Source organism: Methylophilus sp. 42 (assembly GCF_000384155.1).
GTDB lineage: Bacteria > Pseudomonadota > Gammaproteobacteria > Burkholderiales > Methylophilaceae > Methylophilus.
The window spans coordinates 1,959,488-1,982,463 of record NZ_KB913031.1 but is presented as its reverse complement, the minus strand read 5'-3'; the positions used below and the strand labels follow the sequence as shown (position 1 = coordinate 1,982,463).

Genomic DNA, 22,976 nt, shown 5'->3' with positions numbered 1-22,976 from the left:
TTTCCTTAGGGCATCTCAACAGGCGCTAATTGGCCTGTGCTTAAAAATAGAATTGCGGTTTTGACCGACAGGCCTTCCGCCTGAAATAACTGCGCATAGTCAGCCAATTGCAATTTGAATGTGCTGGCTAATACGGTGAGATCATCCTTGGCTGATACTGGCATGGATTTATAGTCGACAATCCAGCGCACGCCATCGGCGACAAACGTCCGGTCTATGACCTTTTTACCTACGCTGAGTTGCTCAATTGCTAACTCTGAGGCGGCTTGTGTATGTGGCTGTAATACCCAGCGCCCCTCTGTGGATTGCAACGTGGTTGTTAACAGCGTTGCCACCTGGTTCGCACCCTGGCTTGCTTCGCTGTCCGTATAACCCTGTTGTTTAAACCAACGCTGCATAGGGGGATGCAGCGACAGAAATGCATTTTTTTCATGCGTTTGCCAGGCCGCTAACCCTTGTTCAGCCACCAGTTGCAAATACAGATGGGCGAGAGTGCCGATATCAGCCTCCAGTCGGCTGGCCTTACTTTCACTGGCTTCTGCTTGATAGCCTGTATTTGCTTCGTGCTGGCTGGCCTGCAATATCGCTGGCGTGCTGGCTTCGCGTAAGCGGATCAGCTTGGGCACAAATTGGCGAATATCGGCTTCTTGCTGCGCGCTGGGATAACGGCTGACGATATCGTGTTCGCTGGTAAACCACGGCTGGATAGCAGGCCAGAGCAGGTGCAAAAAACTGTTTTTGCGTGCTTGTGGTTCGCCGCTTTTGTCTGGCTTGGCGGCACCCAGTAAATGCAATTGCCGCTCGGCGCGGGTCGCTGCCACATACAGCACGCGTGCATCTTCATAGCTGGCGCGGGTTTTATCCAGGTCGTTTAAATAGTCATAGGCGGTGATGCTGGCCTGCTGGCGTTTTAGCACTGTGGGCACAAACGGTGCGGCGACCAGTTCGGTATGGCCATTTTCCATGGGGACTTCTTCCCAGATCACCAGTTTGGCGTCGTCAGGCGGATTGCTGCCATCCAGGCCGGGCAGGATCACGGTGTCAAACTCCAGCCCTTTGGATTTGTGGATGGTCATGAACTGCAAACTGGCATCTGCTTTGGCATCGGGTGCGGCGTAGAGTTTTTGCACATCTTCAGCCAGTGCTTGCGGATTAAACTGGCCGTGTTGTTCTAACGCGGCGATACGGGCAAAAAAGGCCTGCACATCCTGCACATCACTTTCATTCCACAGGCAATGCGCGCCGCCCAGCCGCAGCCAGGTGTTATGCACCCAACGGCTGACCGAGGTGCGGCCACGCCAGTGTAGTGCGCTTTGCATCACGTCGCGCACATGGCGGGCGCGCGCCTGGCCATCTTCACTCAAGCGCGCGAGTACTTGTTCATTTTGCAGCAGGCTGAGCGCACTGCGTTGGCCATCCTGTCCAATCAACGCATGCATATCGGCCAGCGTCAGCCCGCACCAGGGTGCGCGCAATAGTGCCAGCCAGTGCACGCGGTCGGCGCGTTGATGCAGCGCATGCGTCAGCGTGAGCAGGTCCTGCACAATCTGGCGATTGGCCAGCTCTTCAATTTCTACCGCCTGAAAGCTTAACTCGCTGTGATTCCTGCGCATTTCCGTCACCAGTGCATGCAAATGTTTGCGCGCGCGTACCAGCACGGCAATGCTGGCGCCAGGTTTGTCGGTGCGTGTTTGCTGGATGATGCGGATAATCTGCTCGGCTTCCAGGTGACGGATATCGGCCGGTTCTTCGTCTTCGCTATTCACTGGCGTGATCAGGGGATGCACAAATACACCGGCACCTGTGGCCTCGGCGCGCGTGGCAACAAATGGCCGGTAAGCAATGGCGCCTTGCTGTGGCGCATCGTGTGCTGGCAGCATGCCGGCAAAGGTCTGGTTGATCCATTCCACCACAGGCGGGCAAGATCGGTTATTGCGCCATAGTTTGAGCGGTGTCAGCGCAATATCGGCGATGCCGTGCAACGCGGCATTGAGGAACAGGCCGACATTGGCTTTGCGGAAACGGTAAATCGACTGCATGGGGTCGCCGACAGCAAACAGCGTACGACCATCGCCCGGCTGCCAGCCGCGCGTCAGCGCCTTGAGCAGGTCGATCTGCATCGGGCTGGTATCCTGAAACTCATCGACCAGTAAATGCTGGATGCGGTAATCCAGCCGCATGGCCAGCTCGGTGGCTTCGTCGCCTTCTTGCAGCGCCTGAAACGCGCGTTGGGCGATTTCGACAAAGTCGACTTCATTTTGCGCCTGAAAACACAGCCACAATTGCGCGGCAGCAATATTCAATAACTGGCTCAGCGCCTGAATCATGGCGTCGTCTGCACCGTCAGCATCCGGTAACAGGCGGATGCGTGCCAGGTAACGTTCACTGTCGCTGTGCTGGGAAAGGCCTGCCAACAGTTCAGTCAGGGCTTCTTTATAGGGCTTGGCCTCGTCGGTCGCTGGCAAGCCCATGTTTTTATCCAGCCGTTTGCGCAAGCCACCGCTACTGGTGAGCAGCAACTCTGTCAGCGCGCGCCAGGCGGGCAGGTCTTCTATGCTGGCAGTCAATGGTATTTGCCAGTCCAGTAAAGCCGATAACACATGCTCAGGCGGTAATTGGCTGGCAGCATAGCGCGCAATCGGCATCAGTGCTTGTTGCAGGCGGGCAGAGATGGCCGTCAGCGCTGCTTGCAATTCGCTTTCTATCAGGTAAATCAAGGCCGCTTGCGCCTGCGCATGGTCTTTGGCCTGACTTAAATGCAGCCATTGCTCACGCTTGGCCAGCATGGACATGAGCAGGCTTTCCAGCCTGGCCTGGTCGTTATCCATATAGCGCAGCACACGGCGCACAGGTTCGCCCAGGCCGTCTTCATCCATGGTTTGCAGCGCCAGGCCAGCCGCTTCACGGTAATAGGCCCAGGCATCTTCGGTGACGGCCGGTTGTGTGCCAAAACGGCTTAATAAGGGCATTTGGCGCGCCAGGTTGGCGCACAACGAATCGATGGTGTAAATGCGCAGGCGCGCCGGGCTTTCCAGCAAATGCCATTGCAACTCAGCTGAACGTTGCAAGGCCTGTTGCCCCAGGGCGTAAGTGATCTGTTTATGCGGTGCTTCCGGCGGCACGCCCGTTGCGGCCAGCAACAGGCTATCCAGGATACGTGCCCGCATTTCCGACGCAGCCTTGTTGGTAAAAGTAATGGCGATAATTTCTTCTGGTGCCTGCACCGTTTGCAGCAGCTTGAGAAAGCGCTGCGTCAGCAGCTCGGTTTTACCAGCACCGGCCGGGGCTTCGACAATAAAGGATTCGATATCCAGCGCACGCTCACGGTTGGCCGCATCCAGCGCCAGCGCTTGCTGGAAGTCAGACTCAGTCATTTTCATGCAGTGCCTCCCGCCTGAAGGTGCTCAAATTGCAATTGCCGTTCTGGCAGACGCAACAAGGGCAGCACATCGCAATAGTCCAGATCTTGCTCCGACTCAAATACCACGGCGGCTTCACCCGCTTTGAGTGCTTGCGCCGTACGCGTAATCTGGGTGTGCCAATGCGCCAGCACCGATGGCCAGTCAGGGAACTGTGCAGGGTCAAACAATTTACTCTTATCGTGGTTAAAGGCTTTGATGCCGGGCACGATGTCGTCTTCGGCGGCAACACCGGCAAAGCCGCCATCGGTCAGTCGCAGTTTGCCAAAGCAGACGGCGGCAATGTCGGCATCTTGTAGCAGAAAGGCGGCATAAATCGGTAATTGTGGTTCGCTGATTTTGTCCGACGCCCAGTTTTTAAAGTCGGGCATGCTACCGGTTTTGTAATCCACCACCACCAGGCGGCCATCATCCAGCGTATCGACGCGGTCAATCACCAGTTTGACCTGGATACCTTCAATCAGCGGCTTGTAGACTTGTTCGACTGAGGTCACAGCGAACGCTTGCGGACGTTCGCGTTCCACCTCCCACAACCAGGTCAGCGCCAGCTTACTCAGGCGCTCGGCTTCCAGTTGGCAAAACACGACAGAGAACGGTTGCGCGAATTCAGTATTAAACGCAGCGATGACCTCAGCCGCAATCTGGTCGAGTTGGGCTTTTAAAGCTTCTATATTGACGGCCTGCCAGTCTAGTGTCGATTGCTGCGACCAGAACGCCGCCAGTACGCGGTGAATCAGGTCGCCGCGTTGCATGGCATCCAGCCCGTTATGCGGCGTTTCCAGTTTACGTGCCTTGAGGCGGTATTGATAAAACGCCCAGGCCGGGCAGAGCGCCTGCGCGCGCAGCAAACCTGTGCCGCCGCTGATATGTTCGCCTTCCAGGATGGGCGGGGCCTGATGGTCATCCAGCCATTGCCAGTCTTGCATGCTATTGCCTGCCAGCGTTTCTGCCAACGTGGAGGCCCCTGCGGTGGCAGTTATTTCCGGGATGGCCTGGATCAGCGGGCTCATACGCAGCAAACGGTCACCATCCTGGCGGGCCGATGAAAAAATGATTTGTTTGGCCGAGCGTAACAGTCGCTGGTGAATCTGGCTGGCAAACGCCATTTGCACTTCGCTGCTGGCGTTGGGCGTGCCTGCCTGCCGTTGTAATTCAGCTGGGATCAGCGCGTTGGTGCGTGACAATGGCGGCCATACATGGTCGTTCATGCCCATCACCCATACGCCATCCAGCGGCTGTGCGCTGGCTTCCAGCATGCCCATGACCGTGATGTTGGGTAGTCGCACGGTTTGCGGCTGGAAGATTTGCGCCTGACACAGTTGCGATAACCTGTGCAAAGCACTCATGGCATCAATAGGCCCCAACCAGCCATCAAGTGCCGCCAGTTGCGTCAATACTGCTTTAAACTTGGTCTGGCATTGATGTTCATGGCTGGATAAGCCGCGCTCGCCCGGCCAGTGCGTGGCTGTCAGCAGTTCAGTAAAGCTTGCCACCCAGGCAGAAGGGACTTGCTTGCGCGGCGTTTGTTTGGCCTGCGTTAACAAGCTGGTGAGGTCTGCGTGTAATGCAGGACACAGAATCGGGTATTCATCCTGCTGCTTGCGCGCCACAAAGCGGGCAAAGGTGTAGGCATTGACTTGCAGCGGCAACTGGCGGCGCATGTCGGCATCCAGTGCGGCGCGTGCGTCGGCTTCATAGAGTGCTTGTGACCAGTAAATATCTGCCAGTAACGCAGACAGTTCGGATTGTGGCAATGGTGTGGCCTGGAATGCCAGGCGCAGCACATTCAGTGCGCTATGCACTAACGGCCAGCGACTCAACGGCAGCCCGAGTGAAAACTCATAACAGCGTGGCGATTCTGCCTGCGCTGGATGCAGGGCTTCGGGGTGGAAGGTATCGTCGAGCAGGTTGGCCAGGGTTTCGCGTTGGCTATCCAGGTCGGGCAGGACAATGGCCAGTTTTGCTTGCGGGTCGGCGGCCAATTGTTGCTGTGCCCAATGCACCGCCGCACGCATTTCGTCCATGGCTTCGGCAAATGTCATGCGTTGTGTCTGTTGTGCAGGCACGCTGTTGTCAAACGTTGTTATCTGCACGCCTGCGGATTGCAGTATGGTGATGAGTGTCTGCACATGCGGATTGATGCGATCAAATCCGGCCATTTGTATGCTGGCAGGCAAGGGCAGTACATGCTGGCTGAGTTGTTCGAGCTGCCAGGTCTGGTAACGCACGCTTTCCAGAGTGCCACTTTGCTTGCATAAGGTTTGGAACTGCTGGCGCCACTGTAGAAACTGCCGTGTTTCTTCGCTGACTGTCGCCATGTCCAGGCTGATATTCCACTCAATCAGGTAGCGGTTGGCCTCCATGGCCGCGCTGGCCAGGCCATTGGTATTAAATAAATCGATAGCCGCATGCTGGCGTAAACAGTGCTGAATCGCCTGTTCCCAAAGCAGCGCTTCTTGTGTACTGGAAAGCATGCCTAGCGGCGCTTGTGCGATGTCGATTTGCCCACACAAGATGGCGTATTCCAGGCGCTGGTTGAGCCAGTCTTGCAACGGGAATACTTGTGGCGCTTGCCATTGTGACTGGCCTTGTTGCTGATAGGTTTGCTGCAACCATTGCCGGATGCCCTGTGCCAGACGTGCCGAGGCGCAGAGAACCACAGGTGCGGTGTCGGGATTGGCAGCAAGAGTCATGAATAGATATCAGCAGGAATTATTATGTTCAGCGCAACATTTTATAAGATAATGCGATGAACAAACGATAAAAACTTGCGGAGTAGTGACATGTCGGCTTTTGCCAAACTTTTAAAATGGGTTTTCTGGATAATCCTGCTGCCGGTCATATTGCTTGGTCTCTATACCTGGGGCAGCCTGAGCTGGGTCTACTCTGATGGTGAGCGCATCGGCTATGTGCAAAAACTGGCTCATAAAGGCTGGGTGTGTAAAACCTGGGAAGGCGAGTTGGTACTGGTGACTGTGCCGGGCACACAGGCTGAGAAGTTTTACTTTACTGTGCGCGATCCTGCCGTGATTAGCAAAGTGAATCAACTGGCCGGAGAGCGGGTACGCGTCATGTACAAAGAGCATAAAGGCGTGCCTTCAAGCTGCTTTGGCGAGACCAGTCATTATGTTTATGATGTGGATGTCATTAAAGAAGATTGACGCGTAGCGTGTCACTTTTTGTTGTTGCCAGCTTTATTCAGGCCTGCTGCTGGTCGGTTGAGCGTTTGCCACGGGCAGGCGAGTCAGTGGCAGCGACTGCTATGGCTAGCGAGACTGGTGGTAAAGGCTTCAATCTGGCCGTGGCCGCCCGCCGTCTGGGAGCCCCAGTATCGGTCATCATCGCACTTGGTGAGGATGCCGCAGCAGAGGCTGCTTTACAGGTGTTGCAACAACACGCTATTGCGCCTATTTACGCTTATCGGCTGTCGCCACAATCAGGCCATGGCGCAGGCTTGATCGGCGCCGACGGCGCCAATATGGTCAGTGTCTATCTTGGCCCTAACCGTTTGTTAACGGCAGCGCATGTTGCCAATGCGGCGGCCTCTATACAAGCGGCAACACTGGTCTATGCACAGTTTGAGACTTCATTGGCGGCGATTGAGAGCGCTTTTGCATTCGCCAGGCAAGCCGGGCGGCAGACTGTATTGAATCCTTCTCCCTGGCAGGTAATTCCGCCTGCTCTACTTGCGCAGACCAGCATGCTTATATTAAATCAATCTGAGGCAGCACAGTTGCTGGCGTGGCCTGCCGAGCTTGTAGCGCAGTCGCCTGAGATCACAATCAATGCATTACAACAAGCGATCAGCCGGTTTTACCAAACGTGGTCAGGCGAGTTGCTGGTGGTGACGCTGGGGGCATGGGGTAGCGTGGCCATGACGCAGGCCGGGGAGTGGATTATTTCACCCGCGTTTGCCGTCGTGGCAGTCGACACGCTGGGGGCCGGGGATGCTTTTGCTGCTGCGCTTTGCGTGGCCTTGGCGCGTGGAGATGCGTTGCCACAAGCATTACAGTTTGCCAACGCTTGCGGCGCTATCGTTGCCCAACAGCCGGGCGTGCTGGGCGCCTTGCCAGACGCCGCGCAGGTCAGCACATTCATGCGTCAGCGCCAGGCTACACTTCCAGTTTGATCCGGTAAGTATAGGCATCACCACGGAAGGTGCCCTCCACGTACTCCACCAGTTGCTGCTGTTGCGAGTAAGACTTGCGTTTGAGCAGCAAGCACGGGCTGCTTTGCCTGAAATCAAACACCCTGGACTCTTCATCGCTACTCATCACGGCTTCTATTGATTGCTCTGCCCAGCTCAGCTTAATGCCACATTGCTGCTCGAGGTGGTTGTATGCCGATCCCGAGGTATCCCAGTCTGCCATGCCAGGCGCCAGTGTTAAATCATACCAGGCCACTTCGCGCGTCATCGGCACTTCATTGCCCAGGCGGATTCTGATCAGGCGCAAGAATGTCGAGGTAGAGGGACGCTGGAAAATAGAGGCGATGGTACGGTCAATGACTACTTCATGCGAAACAATGCGTGTCGAAGCGGTAATGCCTACTTCACGCATTTCTTCGGTAAAGCCTTTTAATTTACCCAAGGACGGACAGATTTTTGGCGCTGCTTTGACCAGTGTGCCTGCACGGCCATCGCTATCGATTTGTCCACTGGCACGTAACTCTTCATAGCAGCGGCGCACCGTTGTTCTACTGAGGTTCAGTGCTTCCGCCAGCATACGCTCTGAAGGCAAGCCGCTGCCATTTTCAATGGCCCCGGTTTCAATCAGCGTCAGGATATTGCGTTTGAGCTGTTGATAGTAAGGTTCAGAGGTCTTTTCACTGACCTTGAGCCTGGTAATCAATTCATCGTAATCATGCATCATCTCTGCATTATAAAACGACAAATCAATGGATGCGCATGCATTTCCAACGGTAAATTGTTAACTTAATTATTTATATTGTAAATATTTATTGCATTTATAAATCCGTTATGGAACCATATAGATACCAAAAAAATACCATAAAGAGAGAGTGCCATGACTGAGATTCAACAAAAGTATCAATCGCTGGGAGGCGAGCAGGGACCGTTAGGCCGTGCAGTAAACGAGGAGCAAGCCACGCCTAACGGCTTAGGTTTTTTTCAGGATTTTGATCATGGCATGATTTTCTATCATGCTGATTATGGCGCGCATGTGTTGTCTGAGGCGGTAGAAAACAAGTGGAAATCCAGCATGCTGGCCAATGATATGGTGACCGGGACGCAGCAGGCAATTCGTGATTACATGGGGTTTCCTATTTCAGATACGCTGCCAACTGGCGAGCGCGGTGAGGCCTGCTACTTTGAGCGCGGCATGATCGTCGTCAGGGCAAGTGGTAGCAGTGTGGTCATCTATGGCGAGTGTTATCAGGCATATCGTGCGCATGGTGACCTGCAGGGGGCGCTGGGTTTGCCGTTGAATGATCAGAGACTTTCCGCTGGCGGTGGTTATGCCGTGCAATGCGATCAGGCCGATATTTACTGGCATCCAGCAACAGGCGCATTTGAAGTACACGGTGCCATTTTGCAGAAGTACCGCAGTATGGGCGCAGAAAATGCATTTCTGGGTTACCCAATCAGTGATGAGCAGCCGGTATTCAATGGCAGCCAGCAAATTGGTGCAGTGAGTCATTTTCAATCCGGCACCATTTACTGGAGTGCTGCAACTGGGGCGCATGAGGTGCATGGGGATTTGCTGACAGCTTACCAAACCCACCATCATGGCCCGGCGGGCGAGCTGGGCTTCCCTCTCTCAGATGAAACCAATTCGCCTAACGATGTATGCCGTTTCAATAATTTTCAACACGGCATTTTGGTGTGGCAGGCGGCGAATAGACAAGTCAGTTTGATTAACCGGCTCAAATTGGTGGTCACCCGGCTGGAAACGGATGAAGACGATGATGACTTACTGGTACGTACGCAAGTGCTGATTGATCATGTGCAAGGCCAGCAAAAACGCTTTGAAAAGCAGTTTGGCGAATATTCTAATCAAGGCACCAAAACCTTTAGCAACCCTGATGAAGGGTTTGTTTGTGATTGCCCGATTAATGATGGCAATGCCATTTTGACGGTGAATATGCAGGCGTTTGATGTAGACGCTGGCTTGAACTTCAACGATGACCTGATTGCACAATTCAGTAAGTCATTCGGCATTGAAACCCTATGGGATAGCTCTTTGCCAGACCTGCAAGGCAATGATCTCGGGACGTTTGCGCGTGGCCCGGATGGCAAGTTCCGCGCCAGTTTTACCGTGTTTACAGACCAGCGTGTGGTGGACCCGACCGATAGCAGCCATTTCAGGGAAAACCTGTTCTGGAGTTTTAAAAATCCTAAGATTGCCGAGCTAAGTTTTGACACCTGTGCTGCTACCTTTAGTGATCTTGAGGCTGATGATACCTGGCTTTTCCATCCGTTTAACAGGGCATTTTATGAAACGGTATACAAAAGCGCAGCCAAAACCGGCACTTGTTTTGGCATGTGCCTGGAGGCTATTTATGCGTTAAAAGGGGTGTCCAGTTCACGGCCATTTATTTCACAATATGGTTTTGATGCCCAGCGTACCAGGGATATTTCCATCAAGTTCGGTTATCAACTGGGCGGTAGCCAGGTGGGCTACATGATTGATGCGATCAAAAGTGGCCGCATGTGGGATCCGGTACAAAACTTTGAGTTTTCGCAAGCGGCGTTTGAGCAGAAAAACTATAGTCTGTTGTGTTTATCCGAAGATATCTCGCCGGTGGGCGGCCATGTCGTGCTGCCTTATCGCTGGGAAAAACGCAGTGATGAAGAGTGGCGTATTTATGTCGCCAACCCCAATTCGCCTTTCCCAAAAAGTAACAGTAATGAAGGCGGGGATAAGGTGATTACCATCAACCCCAAAACTAATACTTTTGTCTATCAGCATGGCAAAGAGAAAACGTGGAAAGGCGGGCAGGGCTTGTTTAATGGCGGGCGCATGTTTGCCATGCCGTTTAGTGAGTTATCGACGCAGCCGAGAACACCGTTTTGGGAAGCATTTTTGACCTTTATTACCGGCGGCATGTATTTGATTTTTGCTAGCGATTCGAGTGAGCTGGAGCAGGTCAGCAATGAGCAAGGTGAGACCTTGATCAATGCCGATGGCAGCTTGAATACGGATCGGGTGACGCGTATTAAAAACTTGTTCCCGGTTGAGCACCACGCGCAGAGAACATTTTCTGATGTCGCCAGACAAGTAGGCAAAATCAAAACCAGTCGCAATCTGAGTCAATTGTTTAAACGTCAGCAGTTTAATCTCTATTATTTGAGCCAACCTTTAGTGCGCGGCAAGATGTATCCCGATGTGGTCTTGCATGTGAACCCCGATTTGGTGAGAACATTTCCCCGGCAGGCGCCAGAACAAAACCCAACTGCGCAGCGTATAGGCAAACTGTCGACCAAGTTTAAAACCGGCATTCATACACAGCCACTCACTCACTCCGCTGCCAGCGATACGACACACACAGTCGCTCGTGATGTCAGCGAGCATGTACAGAGTTCGGCGATGTTGGGCGAGGTATTGCGCAATAAACGGGCACTGACACTGAAGGTACGCAATCAAGCGCAGGGCGATTATCAGTTAGGGTTTGTCTCAGGTGGAGCAAAGCTGATGTTGACGGCCAATTCAATACAAAATAGCAGTGATATGGTCACCTTGTCTCTGGCTGGTAGCCGGCAACAATCATTTGTGTTTCAGGCAGGCGATCAAACCGCCAACAAGCAACTGACGCTCACGCTCACCAGTTACGATAACCAGCGTCGCTATGAGCTCAGTGGGCTGCAACTACAAGCACAGCAAACCATACAATTGCAACATGATAATGCCTGCCGCAGTGTACGTTTGCAAAGTGCTGGCCAGCCAGTGGCGTTTGACTTGAAAGTGTTTGTCAATCATCAATCCGCTGCTGCCATGAGTAAACGCGTGGAGTTCCCGGCGGATGTGGCCTTGAACTTCAGCCCGCTGGATTGGACCGCACTGGAGCAAGGCGCGGTGGATACTGGATTAGAGTTGCAGTTGATTAATCCATTGGATGGCAAGTTAATCGAAACCAGACGCTTGTAAGACATGGCGTGACATCTGCTGTCAAACAACCATGCGCCAGTGAAGGCGCATGGTTGTTTAGCCTGAAGGTTAAGCAATCAGGCGTAAGTGGTCGAATTCATTCGCCTCGTCGGCATTGATTTTGAATTGATTCACGGATTCAACCAGTGTGTGTACCTGTTCCAGCATGCTTTCTGCGGCGGCGGCCGCTTCTTCTACCAGCGCGGCATTTTGCTGCGTGGTTTCATCGATGGATGTCATCGACTCATAGATTTGTTCCAGGCCGCTGCTTTGCTGGCTGGAGGCGGCAGAAATCGCCTGTATGCTGTGGGAAACTTGCTGCACGGCGTTGACAATTTCATGCATGGTATGGCCTGCCTGGCCCACTTGCTTGGCGCTGGCGTTGGTTTGCGAGACGGAGGCTGCAATCAGTTCCTTGATCTCTTTGGCTGAGGCGGCCGAGCGTTTGGCCAGGTTACGTACTTCGCCGGCAACTACCGCAAAACCGCGGCCTTCTTCGCCAGCGCGTGCGGCTTCTACGGCAGCATTCAGTGCCAGGATATTGGTCTGGAAGGCGATGCTGTCAATCACGCTGGTAATTTGCGCAATTTGTGCCGAGGTTTCATTAATCCCTTGCATGGTGGTGGTCAAGGCATTGAAGGCTTCACCCCCTTGCAAAGCCATCTGGTTTGCCTGGTTCGCTTGCAGGCTGGCTTGTTGGGCATGTTCTGCGGTTTGCTTGATATTGGTAGTCAAGGTTTCCAGGTTAGCTGAGGTTTCCTGCAAGGCATTGGCTTGCGTTTCGGTGCGGCGCGACAAGTCATTGTTGCCTTTTTCAATTTCGGCAGCCGCGACATGGATGGTTTCAGCCGCTTGCTTGACGGTTTGTATCGGCGCCACCATACGTTGCAGAATTTCTTGTGAGCCTTGCAGTACTTCCCTGAAGTCACCCGCGTGAGTCGTGACATCTACCAGGCTATACAACTGCCCCTGCTGTGCTTCGCCTGCAATCTGGCGCGTGTCTTCTACCAGGCGGTTCACCGCCAAAATGCAGGTGTTCAGGTTGTTAATCAGCACCTTGAAGTCACCGTGGTATTGATTGTGGATAGGTGCAGGAATATCACCGGCGGCAATGCGTTTGACGCAATCTGCGGCCACATGCAGTGGTGAAACTACCGCATCCAGCGTCTGGTTAATGCCCTGGATAATTTTGCGGAAGTCACCCGCATGCGCTTCAACGTCGACGCGGGTATTTAATTGGCCTTGTTGTGCTGCAGAGGCCAGGTGGTGTACATCCGCAATCAGTTGATGGATGGCGCCTGTGCAATGCTTAAGGCTGGTTTGCATCAGGTTAAAGTCACCGACAAAGTGCTCTTTAATCTGCGTTGGAATATGACCTGTGGCCATCTGGTCCAGGTAGCGGGCAGTGGTTTGCAGGGGCACGACGACGGCATCCAGGGTCTGGTTAAAACCTGCCACAATCTGTTGAAATTCCCCTTGGTGGCGTGACACATCGACGCGAATATTCAGTTGTCCCTGTTTGGCGGCCTGCGACAGGGTATGTACGTCATTCATCAGCAGGTTGAAGTTTTGGCGCACCTGCTCAATGCTTTGATTGATATAGCTGCGCTGGCCGGGGAATGTTTCCAGTGGCTGATTGAAGTCGCCCTGGCCAAAGGCCGTTACCACTTGCAGGGATTTTGTCTGCGCCAGAATATGTTCTTCTACCATCTGGTTAATGCCTGTGGTGAGTTGCTGATACGCACCGTTAAACGATGTGCTATCAATGCGATAATCAATCATGCCAGCGCGGTGCTGGCTGGACATCTCGTTGAGTGATTGCACAATGCTTTGAATGGTCGATTGCATACGATGCATTTCACGCAGCAATTTCCCGGTTTCGTCATTGCCCGTCGGTGCGTCTTGACTAATGAACTCACCGTTGGCGATATGCTGTGACAAGGTCAATGCCTGCTTGAGCGGCGTGGTAATCGAGCGTGTCATTTTCCAGGCGATGGCCATCGCCATCACCACCGCAATCAACAAGGCAATTTCAATTTGTTTATTGGCTTTGGCAATGGTGGAGGCAAACTGGCTCGAAGCATCGGTGACGCCCGCAATATTCATATCCATCAGCAAGCGCAATGAGTGGCTCAAGGGCTTGTCTGCACCTTTCACCGTGCTGTCAATGTCAGTCACGCTCATGCCGTCATTCTTCAACGCTTCGCAGCGTGCTATCGCGTCGCGGTAGGTGGTAATGGCCAGGGTAATATTGCCTAGAATCTCTTTCTCTTGCTGATTGAGTTCGCCTGTCGCTGCATAAGCCTTCATGGCCTGATCTATATCATCCATACTGTGCTGAAATTTGCTGGCTTCACGTCCGCCACGTAGCACATAATTTTTAAAATGATGCACCGCATCGCCCAGGCCTTTGCTGGCGTTTTCAATCTGTGTCCTTTTCACCAGCTGTATGTTTTCAAAATGCTGCCAGGTGTGATGAATGTGGTTGAAGCCGCGCCAGGCGATGACAAAAATAAAGGTGGTAAACAGGATCAGTAGCGCGTAACCCAGAAACAGCCGGGTGCCTACATTCAAACGGGCGATGGATTTTTTCATGCAATTCCTTACGATAACTCTTGGATAAATCAGCAACATTGCGTTGCCATGCACATCACGCTTTGTGACGCACAACTCATTTACGTAAAATAAATTGGCAAATGAAGCCTTTTCAAGAAAGCTTCACAAAAGATTCATAAAGCGACGTTGCTGGTCAAGCAAAAGGCAGTGATGGCTGCCGCAGGAATACGTTGTATGATAGGCGCTGAATAGATCGGACGTGGCGATAACTACGTACGCAATGGACTTGGAATGACATGGCTGAACAAAAAAATTACATTACGCCGGAAGGCTACGCCGCGCTGGAAAAAGAGTTTCAATACCTGATCAAGGTGGATAGACCGGAAGTGGTGCGTGTGGTGAGCTGGGCCGCTGGTAATGGTGACCGCAGCGAAAACGGTGATTATATTTATGGCAAAAAGCGCTTGCGCCAGATTGATGGACGTATTCGTTTTTTGACCAAGCGCATGGATGCCGCGGAGATTGTCTACAGCAATACGCAGACCAATACCGAGAAAGTGTATTTTGGTGCCTGGGTGACGCTGTTTAACCTGGGCGATGACAGCGAAATGACGATTCGTATCGTTGGCCAGGATGAACTGGACCCGACGCAGGGCTATATTTCATGGGTGTCACCGATGGCGAAAGCGCTGTTGGCCAAGAATTTGGGTGACACCATACGCGTAGTGACGCCGGGCGCAGAAATTGAATATGAAATTATTGATATCCGCTATGGGTAACGTGTTTTTAAAAAATATCCGCCGCGACTTGAACTAATTCATTTTTAGCTTTATCTTAGCCTTATATGCGTAAACGTCTTTGCCTGTTGCTGATTTGCTGGTTGCCATGCTTTGTCATGGCCGCTAACGTCATGTCATTGCAAATGGCGTTGGCCGAGCACGCCTTGACGTCTGTTGCCCAGGCGCCACAGGCCGAGATGCCGTGCCATCATATGGCAGGCGATCATCAACAGATGCAACATGCTAATGATGACCATGCTCCAGCCAAGCATCATTGTACGGTATGTGGCTTTTGCATGGTCAGTACCGGCGTTGCCCATTTAGAGACTTTCCCTCGCGTTGCCATCATTGCACAGACGGCTGCTGCCCCGTTGTTTGAGGCAGATCCCGTGCATTCACAAACTTATCCCCCTGCCATCAAACCACCCATATTCAGTTAACACACAGGACAAGTTCGTCCACGTTTTGTTTGTTTGATTGAATAAGGGAGGCTTTATGCTTAAGCAACGCACTGTTGCACTCGGCGCCATCCTTCTAGGCCAGATTGCTTTGCCACTGCACGCAGCGGCACTGATGGGCTTTGAAGACAGCGCCATGCTTATGACCGAAATCGGTCGCTATAACCAGGAATGGATGTTGAACTACTCGCCTGCACTCGGGCATGCCATCGGCGTTGAGCAGATGCGCATGTCGGGCAAAGGTGAGCAGGCGACCACCATTTCCGGCATCAATTACACCGGCCTCATTAAACGCTGGAACATGCCTGCGGCGCAGGCCAACGTCTGGTTTAACGGCAGCGTCGGTGAAGCCCGTGGTCAGTATGACGGCTTTGCCTACACGCCCAGCTTGCAGTTTGATGTCGAATCTACCCGGCTGTATTTTTTGGCCAAGGCCCGCATGATTCGTGCGCCCAATATGAACTACGACACCGCTGCCGTGCAGGCCGGGTTTTCATTTTATGAAACCGGCTTTCACCAGACGCAACCGTGGTTTGTGATTGAGGCTAAAACCATGCGTAACAATGATCCTGGCCTGCAAATTACTCCAGCGTTGCGACTGATTAACAAAAACTATTTTCTTGAATTTGGTGTGACCAATCCATGGCAGGGCGAGGGCTTTGCGCCGCGCCTGAATGCCATGTTTGTGTTTTAACCGATGCTATTTTTAAAGGATATTGAAATGAAAAAATTATTAGTGACTTTGATGTTATCTGCTTTAACCCCAGCTGCGTTTGCTGTGACGACGATCAAGGCAGAAGTCAACGGCATGGTGTGCGCGTTTTGTGCCAAAGGCATTGAGAAAAAACTCAATGCCTTGCCACAAAAACAAGCCGCCTTTGTTGACCTGAAAAGCCGTGTCGTTGCGTTGCAATTAAAAGATGGCCAGGATGTCTCCAATGAAGCATTTAGCAAGGTGATCCAGGATGCCGGATACTCAGTGGGCAAGCTGGAGCGTGTCAACCAGACCGTGGATGCGATTCAGGCCGAAGTGGCCGAGGCGGAGAAAGCGGGTGGCAAGTGATGGCGGCAGAAATCAATCCTCTGCAAGCCAGCAAACGGCTCAACCTGCTGTCGCTGTTTACCAGCGGGTCTACGCTGATTTGCTGTGCATTACCTGCAACGCTGGTGGCCATCGGTTCTGTGGCAACGCTCACAAGCCTCATCAGTTATTTTCCGCAACTGATCTGGATCAGTGAGCATAAGCCACTGGTCTTTGGGCTGGCTGGTGCGATGCTGCTGATCGCTGGGTGGATGCAATGGCGGGCGCGTTTGTTGCCGTGCCCCACTGATCCACAACTGGCAGCGTTATGTACGCAAACACGACGCCAAAGCGTGTGGATTTACGGGTTTTCGGTGACGATTTTTATGATTGGTGCTTTTTTTGCATTTGTTGCACCTTTATTGATTGATTAAATTATCTGTTAAATGCGCATTGCGCATTGCGCATGAAAAAAGCCGACTGCATAGTCGGCTTTTTTCTTGTCACCTAAAGCTTATTTTGGCGCTGCCTGAGATTCAGGTTCAGCGACGAAGATCTCTACACGGCGGTTTTTCGCGCGGTTCGCTTCGGTGTCGTTTGCCGCTAATGGTTCATGTGAGCCGCGGCCATCAATGGTGATGCGGTTAAAGGCAATACCGCGCTCGGCCAGGTAACTACGGGCACTGGCAGCACGATTCACCGATAATGGATCATTGATGGCATCTGAGCCACTGCTGTCAGTATGACCGACGATGGTGACGCGTGCGGCAGCGTTGTTTTGTAAACCGGTCGCAAATTTATCCAGGATGGGGCGGAAATTCGGTTTGATATTGGATTTGCCTTTATCAAATGAAATATCACTTGGAATCTCCAGTTTCAGCTGGTTATTTTCCGTTTTGGTCACGGCCACCCCTGTGCCGGCTGTGGCCTGTTCCATTTCCTGTTTCTGTGCCTCCATCTTTTTGGACCAGATGTTACCCGCAATCGCACCAGCACCAGCGCCTACAGCGGCACCAATGACTGCCCCTTTGCCACCACCGGCAACGGCGCCAATGACACCGCCCGCAGCAGCGCCAATACCTGCGCCTTTAGCAGTGCCTTTCTGGGTTTCGCTCATATTTGCACAACCAGACAAGCCAATCGCTGCTGTTAACACTGAGACTGTAATAATTTTATGCATTTTTTTCTCCCTAACAAGTATTTGTGACTTTAGTTTGTCCAGTAAGGTCACAGTAAGTTCAGTCCTCAGTTTAGACTAATTGCGTATAATCTCAATGCTGATTAAAGCCAAGCGTTTTTGTGCCGTTGAATAGCCAGATAAACGTAAGTTGCATGCAGTCGCAGATTCATTGATAGAGAGATACACACAGGTCAGTATTGATGGTTCCACCAGTCATATTAGATATTGAAGCTTCAGGTTTCGGCGTGGGTAGTTACCCGGTCGAGATTGGCTACGTCGATGCAAATGGCGACGTATGGAGTGCACAGGTGCAACCAGATGCTGACTGGCTGCATTGGGATAAAGAGGCTGAAAAGCTGCACCAACAGTCCCGGCAGTCATTAGAGGCACATGGTCAAACTGCAAAGGAAATTGCAACGCACCTGAACCGTGTGTTTGCTGGTCAAACCGTGTATACCGATGGCTGGTACCAGGATTTTGTCTGGTTACATAGCCTGTATGAGGCCGCTGGCTTCAGCCCGCGCTTTAAGCTGGAAGATTTAAGTGTCACCTTGACTCCTGAGCAACAGGCTGTCTGGCATGAAACCAAGCAATCCATACGTGACGCCTTTGCATTGCAGCAGCATAGAGCTTCTACTGACGCCAAGGTGTTGCAACTGACCTGGTTAAAAACAGCTGAAATGGCGACTGTACTGACTGAATAGTGTTTATGATCGCGTCAACAAAGCCCCTGATCATCGCCGATAGGGGCTTTGTCTTTTAGTGCTTGCTTTCTGCTTTTTTACTTGCAGCTTTTCTTCGCATCTACTTCAAACTCAATATCGACATCGGTCCAGGTCTTGCCTTGATGGAAGGCCTGGGTACAAATGCGCCCGAACTTCTCAAAAGCACTGCCGCCATTGAAGTCCTTGATAATATCCAGCGTACCTTTGGCGAGTAAATGACCATTTTTCTCAGTGATTTTCATCGGCACCACTTTGGTCACGTCATTCATGGTGACAGCCAACTGTAAGTCATTGCCCTGGATTTTCTCAATTTTGGCGGTAATCTTGCCCGGGTTGGCAAAGTTTTTGAACAGGCCAGTCACGACATTCATATTGCGGATGCTTGCCAGTGCCGGATCCCAGGTGCCACCTTTGCCATTATTTAAATCATTTGAGGTATCCAGCGAGGTGCTGTCGATCTCAATGGTCGCGCCTTCGAGCTTGCCGGTGGCAGAGGCCAGTTGATATTTTTTAAAGGTATTCTTGGTCACGACATAGGATTTGTCTGGCGCACCAAATGCGGTGAATGAAAATTTAAAGCTTTTTTCATCCGGGGTGTAAGTACAGCTATTCGCCCATACTGCGCTGCTTAATAAACTGCCGATAATTGCGGTTAATGCACGTGCTTGCCACATATTCATATCAATTTCCTGCCTTATTTTTGATCTGGTTAATATCGTCATGGATTGCGATCACTCGCTTTATTTATAGTAATGATAATCATTATCAATTGCAACAGGTGTATTGAAATTAAGCAGGGGATAGGTCTGCCAGTCGCTTAAATAAAGGCTTGTACTTTGGCACCGGGCATGACGCCGGATGGTTATCCGCTACATGAATTAAGATACAATCAATGACTTTTTAGCGGTATCAATGCTTTTGCCAGATGACTCATCCAGCACAAACAACATTCACGTGGGATATTTTTTGCAAGGTCGTCGATAACTTTGGCGATATAGGCGTGTGCTGGCGGCTGGCGCGTCAACTGGCCGACGAATACGAGATCAGTATGCGTTTGTGGGTGGACGATCTGGCGCTGGCGCAGCAGTTTGCCGGGGCAGGGCATGCGCGCATCCAGTTGCAGCATTGGTCTGAAAGTGCTGATTTTTCACAAGCGGCCGATGTGGTGATAGAAACGTTTGGCTGCGGTTTACCTGAGACTTACCAGCAACACATGCTCGGCCAGCGGTCGATTTGGGTCAACGTTGATTATTTATCAGCAGAAAGCTGGGTGGACAGTTTTCACGCACAACCTTCGCCGCAAGCCAATGGCCTGGTGCGTCATTTCTTTTATCCTGGCTTTACCCCGGCGACAGGGGGGCTACTCCGTGAAGCTAGTTTGCCTGGATTGCAAGCCAGCGCAGCGTGGCATGATTTAGGCTTGGCGCCGGCGCCTGATCAACTCACTGTATCGTTGTTTTGTTATGCGCATGCGCCATTGGCTGCCCTGGTGGAAAGCTTGCAGGTTTCAACTGTACCCGTATGTGTATTGGTGCCACAGACAGTAGCCCCCATGTTGGGCGCTGTGCTTGGGGTCAACAACGTGCAGGTGGGTGATCGCATCCAGCGCGAACAATGCGAGTTTTTGGTGATTCCGTTTTTATCGCAAACTGATTACGACCGTTTGCTTTGCTTGTGCGACTTTAACTTCGTGCGCGGTGAAGATAGCTGGATTCGTGCCTTATGGGCGGGCAAGCCGATGATCTGGCTGCCTTATCAGCAAAGCGAAGACACGCATCTGTTAAAACTCAACGCGTTTATGGCACATTATCTGGCACAGACTGATGCGGCACTCAGCGAAGTCATCCATCATGCCATGCTGGCGTGGGCGCAAGGGGATTGGCAAGCCGCCCATTGGCCGTCTTTGCTAGCCGCGCTGCCGCAGTTTGCGCAGCATGCCCATGCCTTTAAAGTGACCCAATCCAAGCAGGCAGACCTGGCGACTAACTTGGTGATTTTTATTGAGAAATGTCGTGCACATCGGGTATAATTCCGCGCTTTCAAATCCCGCATACAAATTAAGGCTTATTTATGAAAATCGCTCAAGACCTCCGCGTTGGCAACGTAGTGATGATTGGCAACGACCCGATGGTAGTTGTAAAAACCGAATACAACAAATCCGGCCGTAATGCGGCTGTGGTGAAAATGAAAATGAAAAATTTGTTGACTGAAGCGCCAAGCGAAAACGTTTACAGCGCACAAGACAAGTTTGATGTAATTGTGCTGGAAAAGAAAGAAGTGACTTACTCCTACTTTGCGGATCCAACCTACGTATTTATGGACGCTGAGTACAACCAGTACGACGTGGATGCCGAGTTTATGGAAGATGCGCTGCCATACCTGGAAGATGGTATGCCATGTGAAGTGCGTTTCTACGACGGTAAAGCCATTTCTATTGAATTGCCAACAACAGTCGTGCGTGAAATCACTTACACCGAGCCAGCTGTAAAAGGCGATACGTCAGGTAAGGTCATGAAGCCAGCCAAGATTGCGACTGGTTTTGAAATCCCGGTACCACTGTTTGTGAGCCAGGGCGACAGAATTGAGATCGATACCCGTACTGGTGAATACCGTAACCGTGTCATGAAGTAATTCAGCCTGTATCGGCGCCCAAAACCCCGGCTTTCCGGGGTTTTTTATTGCCTGCCGATGACGCGCGTAAAGGCGGATGCTTGAGGCAGGGAAGTATTGTGGCTATCGTAGGGAATCATTCACTATTTGCCGTTAATTTTTTTCAATGACAATCGCTGACAGCTTTACATCATTTCAACCTTGGGGGATGCAATGCGTTATCAGCGAGTCAATGAAAAACACACTGTTCTGAAATCACTGTTTGCTTGTTGTGCCTTGTTGGCCAGCATGCAAGTGATCGCTGAAGCAGATCCACGATCACTCAAACACCCTGTGATCGGTTATTGGGAATCGCGACTGCCTGAGACTGGCTGTTTGGAAAGCTATTGGTTTAAAGAGGATGGCAGCGCCGTGTTTACCAGTGGCGATGAACAACTGGAAGCGCATTATGAGGTGACGCCACAGCCGAATGAACATGGGTTTTTCAAGCTGAATCATCGGGTAACGCTCAGTAACAAAGCGCAGGATTGCACCCGGCAAACGTCGGAAGTGAATAGCGAGCAAACCAGTTTCTTGTTATTTAAACCAGATGGCAGCAGTTTTATTTCCTGTGATAACGATGACCCTTCGCTCGCAAGCTGTTTTGGGCCCATTGAGTTAAAAAATAACGCGAGCAGAAGTCTGCGCTGAAACGGACTGGCCCAGGCAAATGCGGCAGGTGAGCATAAAGCTGCTCAGGCGAGTGATGCCTCTATTAGTAGTCTGTATGGGGCTGACAATCGGGCATTCCAGCCAGGCCATTATTCATGGGCTGACATTTCCGGGAATGGCTATTTCCACCGTCAAGTTAAGTGTTCAGCATGCCCATTTTTTGCACTCGGCAGAGAAGTGGGAGTATTACGATTCGATTTGTAGTGCCGCGATTGTGGGCCTCAAACCACTGACACTCATTACGGCCGCGCATTGCCTGAAAGAGGTACGTTTGACCGGCGCCATGAGTTTGCCTATGCTTTCCATTGCGCAGCCTGAGCTACTGGGCATAGAAGATATTAGCCTGAAACAGGTTTTTTACCGGCCGTTTGAGGTGGTTGCAGAGGATTTAACCCAAGACGTTGCCGTGCTGGTGTTTGAGGCAAAAGTGACCAGCCTGATACAACCTTTACGCATTCGGCTTGACGATGCCTTGCCTGACCTGTTGATGATTTGCGGTTATGGGCGAGGGTATGGCGAAGCCGATACGCGGCATCCGCGTTGCGGTGAACGCAAACCTGTGCGTGATTTATCTGACTTTTATCAGGTATTACCCAAAGCATACCGCGAGATGGATGAGATGCTACATCTGCAAGCGCAAACCCAGTTTGCGTATACACAAGAACTGGTGCATGCCGAAAAAGCCTTGCTGGCCGTGAATCGTCTAAATGAAATGGACCAATATGACCATACGATTGCCATGCCTACGCTCGGTGACTCAGGCGGGCCCTGGCTGGTACTCAATGCCCTGGGTCAATACGAACTATTGGCGATTACCAGCCTGGTCGAGCGTTTTTACAACCCGAGTGCTCATTGGCCGTTCTTCCAGAAGCAGGTGCCACTCTCCGAATACCCTTACATTGCCTATGGTTTGCGCTTGAGTCATCCCGAAGTGTTGGGATTTTTACAATATGCGCAGCATAGCGGTGCCGATATCCAGTTCACTTCGGCACCGTTGCTGCCACGTACACGCCAGCCTCAATAAATAGCCAGTCTGGCAATCAGGCATTCAATTTGGCATTAATCTCTTGCTCAGCCTCTAACCAATAGTCCATATGGGAATGGCCAAAGCCTTTTTTTTCGGCAATATAGTAGGCCGCAACCTCAATCATTTTGTAACGTTCTTCACTGGTGATAATCGCAGGTTTAACGGTTTTCTTGCGCGTCACTGCCGGTTTTGCTGATTTGTCTGAAGCTGGCTTGGGCGCCGCTTTTTTTGCGGAGGTGGTTTTTTTAGCGGATGATGCCGTGGTTTTGGTAGCTGCCATACAATAATTCTCCGTGGTCTAGAGTTAAATGAAATAGCGTCGACTTGTGGTCGCTGTAAAGCTATATTAAGAGGGAGCTATGCCTAGCGTCAAGCCTAAATCGGT

At 51.8% G+C, this 22,976-nt stretch carries 20 protein-coding genes; 13 read left to right on the top strand and 7 right to left on the bottom strand.

Annotated elements, in window-relative coordinates; genetic code table 11:
* Nucleotides 1-5: 5 nt before the first annotated feature.
* Nucleotides 6-3,380, bottom strand: coding sequence for an exodeoxyribonuclease V subunit beta (locus MET42_RS0109555; RefSeq protein ID WP_019882713.1), 3,375 nt, complete (start codon nt 3,378-3,380; stop codon nt 6-8).
* Nucleotides 3,377-6,112, bottom strand: coding sequence for a PD-(D/E)XK nuclease family protein (locus MET42_RS0109550; protein ID WP_019882712.1), 2,736 nt, complete (start codon nt 6,110-6,112; stop codon nt 3,377-3,379). The genes MET42_RS0109555 and MET42_RS0109550 overlap by 4 nt, the downstream gene beginning before the upstream one ends.
* A gap of 90 nt (nt 6,113-6,202) precedes the next feature.
* On the opposite strand from MET42_RS0109550, the gene MET42_RS0109545 reads away from it, so the two are divergent.
* Entirely contained in the window at nt 6,203-6,580 is a 378-nt protein-coding gene (locus MET42_RS0109545; protein WP_019882711.1) for a hypothetical protein, read from the top strand.
* Nucleotides 6,581-6,588: 8 nt separating this feature from the next.
* Entirely contained in the window at nt 6,589-7,548 is a 960-nt protein-coding gene (locus MET42_RS0109540) for a PfkB family carbohydrate kinase (RefSeq protein WP_232411449.1), read from the top strand.
* Here MET42_RS0109540 and MET42_RS0109535 read toward each other — a convergent pair.
* Nucleotides 7,532-8,290, bottom strand: coding sequence for a GntR family transcriptional regulator (locus MET42_RS0109535; protein ID WP_232411447.1), 759 nt, complete (start codon nt 8,288-8,290; stop codon nt 7,532-7,534). The two genes, MET42_RS0109540 and MET42_RS0109535, sit on opposite strands and share 17 nt — an antisense overlap.
* A gap of 153 nt (nt 8,291-8,443) precedes the next feature.
* Between MET42_RS0109535 and MET42_RS0109530 the strand changes: the two genes are divergently transcribed.
* Nucleotides 8,444-11,524, top strand: a complete 3,081-nt coding sequence (locus tag MET42_RS0109530; RefSeq protein ID WP_019882708.1) for an LGFP repeat-containing protein — start codon at nt 8,444-8,446, stop codon at nt 11,522-11,524.
* Nucleotides 11,525-11,593: 69 nt separating this feature from the next.
* Here the strand turns inward: MET42_RS0109530 and MET42_RS0109525 are convergent, their stop codons facing one another.
* Nucleotides 11,594-14,119 carry a methyl-accepting chemotaxis protein gene (locus tag MET42_RS0109525; RefSeq protein WP_019882707.1) on the bottom strand — a complete coding sequence of 842 codons (2,526 nt, stop codon included), beginning with the start codon at nt 14,117-14,119 and terminating at the stop codon, nt 11,594-11,596.
* Between the two features lie 257 nt (nt 14,120-14,376).
* Between MET42_RS0109525 and greB the strand changes: the two genes are divergently transcribed.
* The 5 genes from greB to MET42_RS0109500 all read left to right on the top strand — a co-directional run bounded on the left by greB (nt 14,377) and on the right by MET42_RS0109500 (nt 16,772).
* Complete coding sequence (gene greB, locus MET42_RS0109520) at nt 14,377-14,859, top strand: transcription elongation factor GreB (protein ID WP_019882706.1); 483 nt, start codon at nt 14,377-14,379, stop codon at nt 14,857-14,859.
* A 65-nt stretch (nt 14,860-14,924) separates the two neighbouring features.
* Entirely contained in the window at nt 14,925-15,299 is a 375-nt protein-coding gene (locus tag MET42_RS14860; protein ID WP_198289766.1) for a DUF2946 family protein, read from the top strand.
* 55 nt (nt 15,300-15,354) lie between these two features.
* Nucleotides 15,355-16,011, top strand: coding sequence for a hypothetical protein (locus MET42_RS0109510; protein WP_019882704.1), 657 nt, complete (start codon nt 15,355-15,357; stop codon nt 16,009-16,011).
* Nucleotides 16,012-16,038: 27 nt separating this feature from the next.
* The gene (locus MET42_RS0109505) at nt 16,039-16,380 is read left to right on the top strand and encodes a heavy-metal-associated domain-containing protein (protein ID WP_019882703.1); all 342 of its coding nucleotides are present in this window, start codon (nt 16,039-16,041) and stop codon (nt 16,378-16,380) included.
* Entirely contained in the window at nt 16,380-16,772 is a 393-nt protein-coding gene (locus tag MET42_RS0109500; RefSeq protein ID WP_019882702.1) for a hypothetical protein, read from the top strand. Before MET42_RS0109505 ends, MET42_RS0109500 begins: the two co-directional genes overlap by 1 nt.
* 80 nt (nt 16,773-16,852) lie before the next feature.
* Here MET42_RS0109500 and MET42_RS0109495 read toward each other — a convergent pair whose 3' ends face one another.
* Nucleotides 16,853-17,518, bottom strand: a complete 666-nt coding sequence (locus tag MET42_RS0109495) for an OmpA family protein (RefSeq protein WP_019882701.1) — start codon at nt 17,516-17,518, stop codon at nt 16,853-16,855.
* 200 nt (nt 17,519-17,718) lie between these two features.
* Here MET42_RS0109495 and MET42_RS0109490 point away from each other — a divergent pair, with 200 nt between their 5' ends.
* On the top strand, nt 17,719-18,222 hold the full coding sequence (locus MET42_RS0109490) for a hypothetical protein (RefSeq protein WP_019882700.1): 504 nt from the start codon (nt 17,719-17,721) through the stop codon (nt 18,220-18,222).
* 77 nt (nt 18,223-18,299) lie between these two features.
* Here the strand turns inward: MET42_RS0109490 and MET42_RS0109485 are convergent, their stop codons facing one another.
* Entirely contained in the window at nt 18,300-18,923 is a 624-nt protein-coding gene (locus MET42_RS0109485; RefSeq protein WP_019882699.1) for a YceI family protein, read from the bottom strand.
* Nucleotides 18,924-19,168: 245 nt separating this feature from the next.
* Between MET42_RS0109485 and earP the strand changes: the two genes are divergently transcribed.
* The 4 genes from earP (at nt 19,169) to MET42_RS0109465 (ending at nt 22,588) form a co-directional block, all read left to right on the top strand.
* Nucleotides 19,169-20,272, top strand: coding sequence for an elongation factor P maturation arginine rhamnosyltransferase EarP (earP, locus tag MET42_RS0109480; RefSeq protein ID WP_019882697.1), 1,104 nt, complete (start codon nt 19,169-19,171; stop codon nt 20,270-20,272).
* 41 nt (nt 20,273-20,313) lie between these two features.
* Nucleotides 20,314-20,874: an elongation factor P gene (efp, locus tag MET42_RS0109475; RefSeq protein ID WP_019882696.1), complete on the top strand. Its 561-nt coding sequence runs from the start codon at nt 20,314-20,316 to the stop codon at nt 20,872-20,874.
* Between the two features lie 192 nt (nt 20,875-21,066).
* A complete protein-coding gene (locus MET42_RS0109470) occupies nt 21,067-21,543 on the top strand; it encodes a hypothetical protein (RefSeq protein WP_019882695.1) in 477 nt (158 codons plus the stop codon).
* Between the two features lie 55 nt (nt 21,544-21,598).
* A complete protein-coding gene (locus MET42_RS0109465) occupies nt 21,599-22,588 on the top strand; it encodes a hypothetical protein (RefSeq protein ID WP_232411445.1) in 990 nt (329 codons plus the stop codon).
* Nucleotides 22,589-22,604: 16 nt separating this feature from the next.
* Here MET42_RS0109465 and MET42_RS0109460 read toward each other — a convergent pair whose 3' ends face one another.
* Nucleotides 22,605-22,871: a DUF2934 domain-containing protein gene (locus tag MET42_RS0109460; protein WP_019882691.1), complete on the bottom strand. Its 267-nt coding sequence runs from the start codon at nt 22,869-22,871 to the stop codon at nt 22,605-22,607.
* Nucleotides 22,872-22,976: the final 105 nt, after the last annotated feature.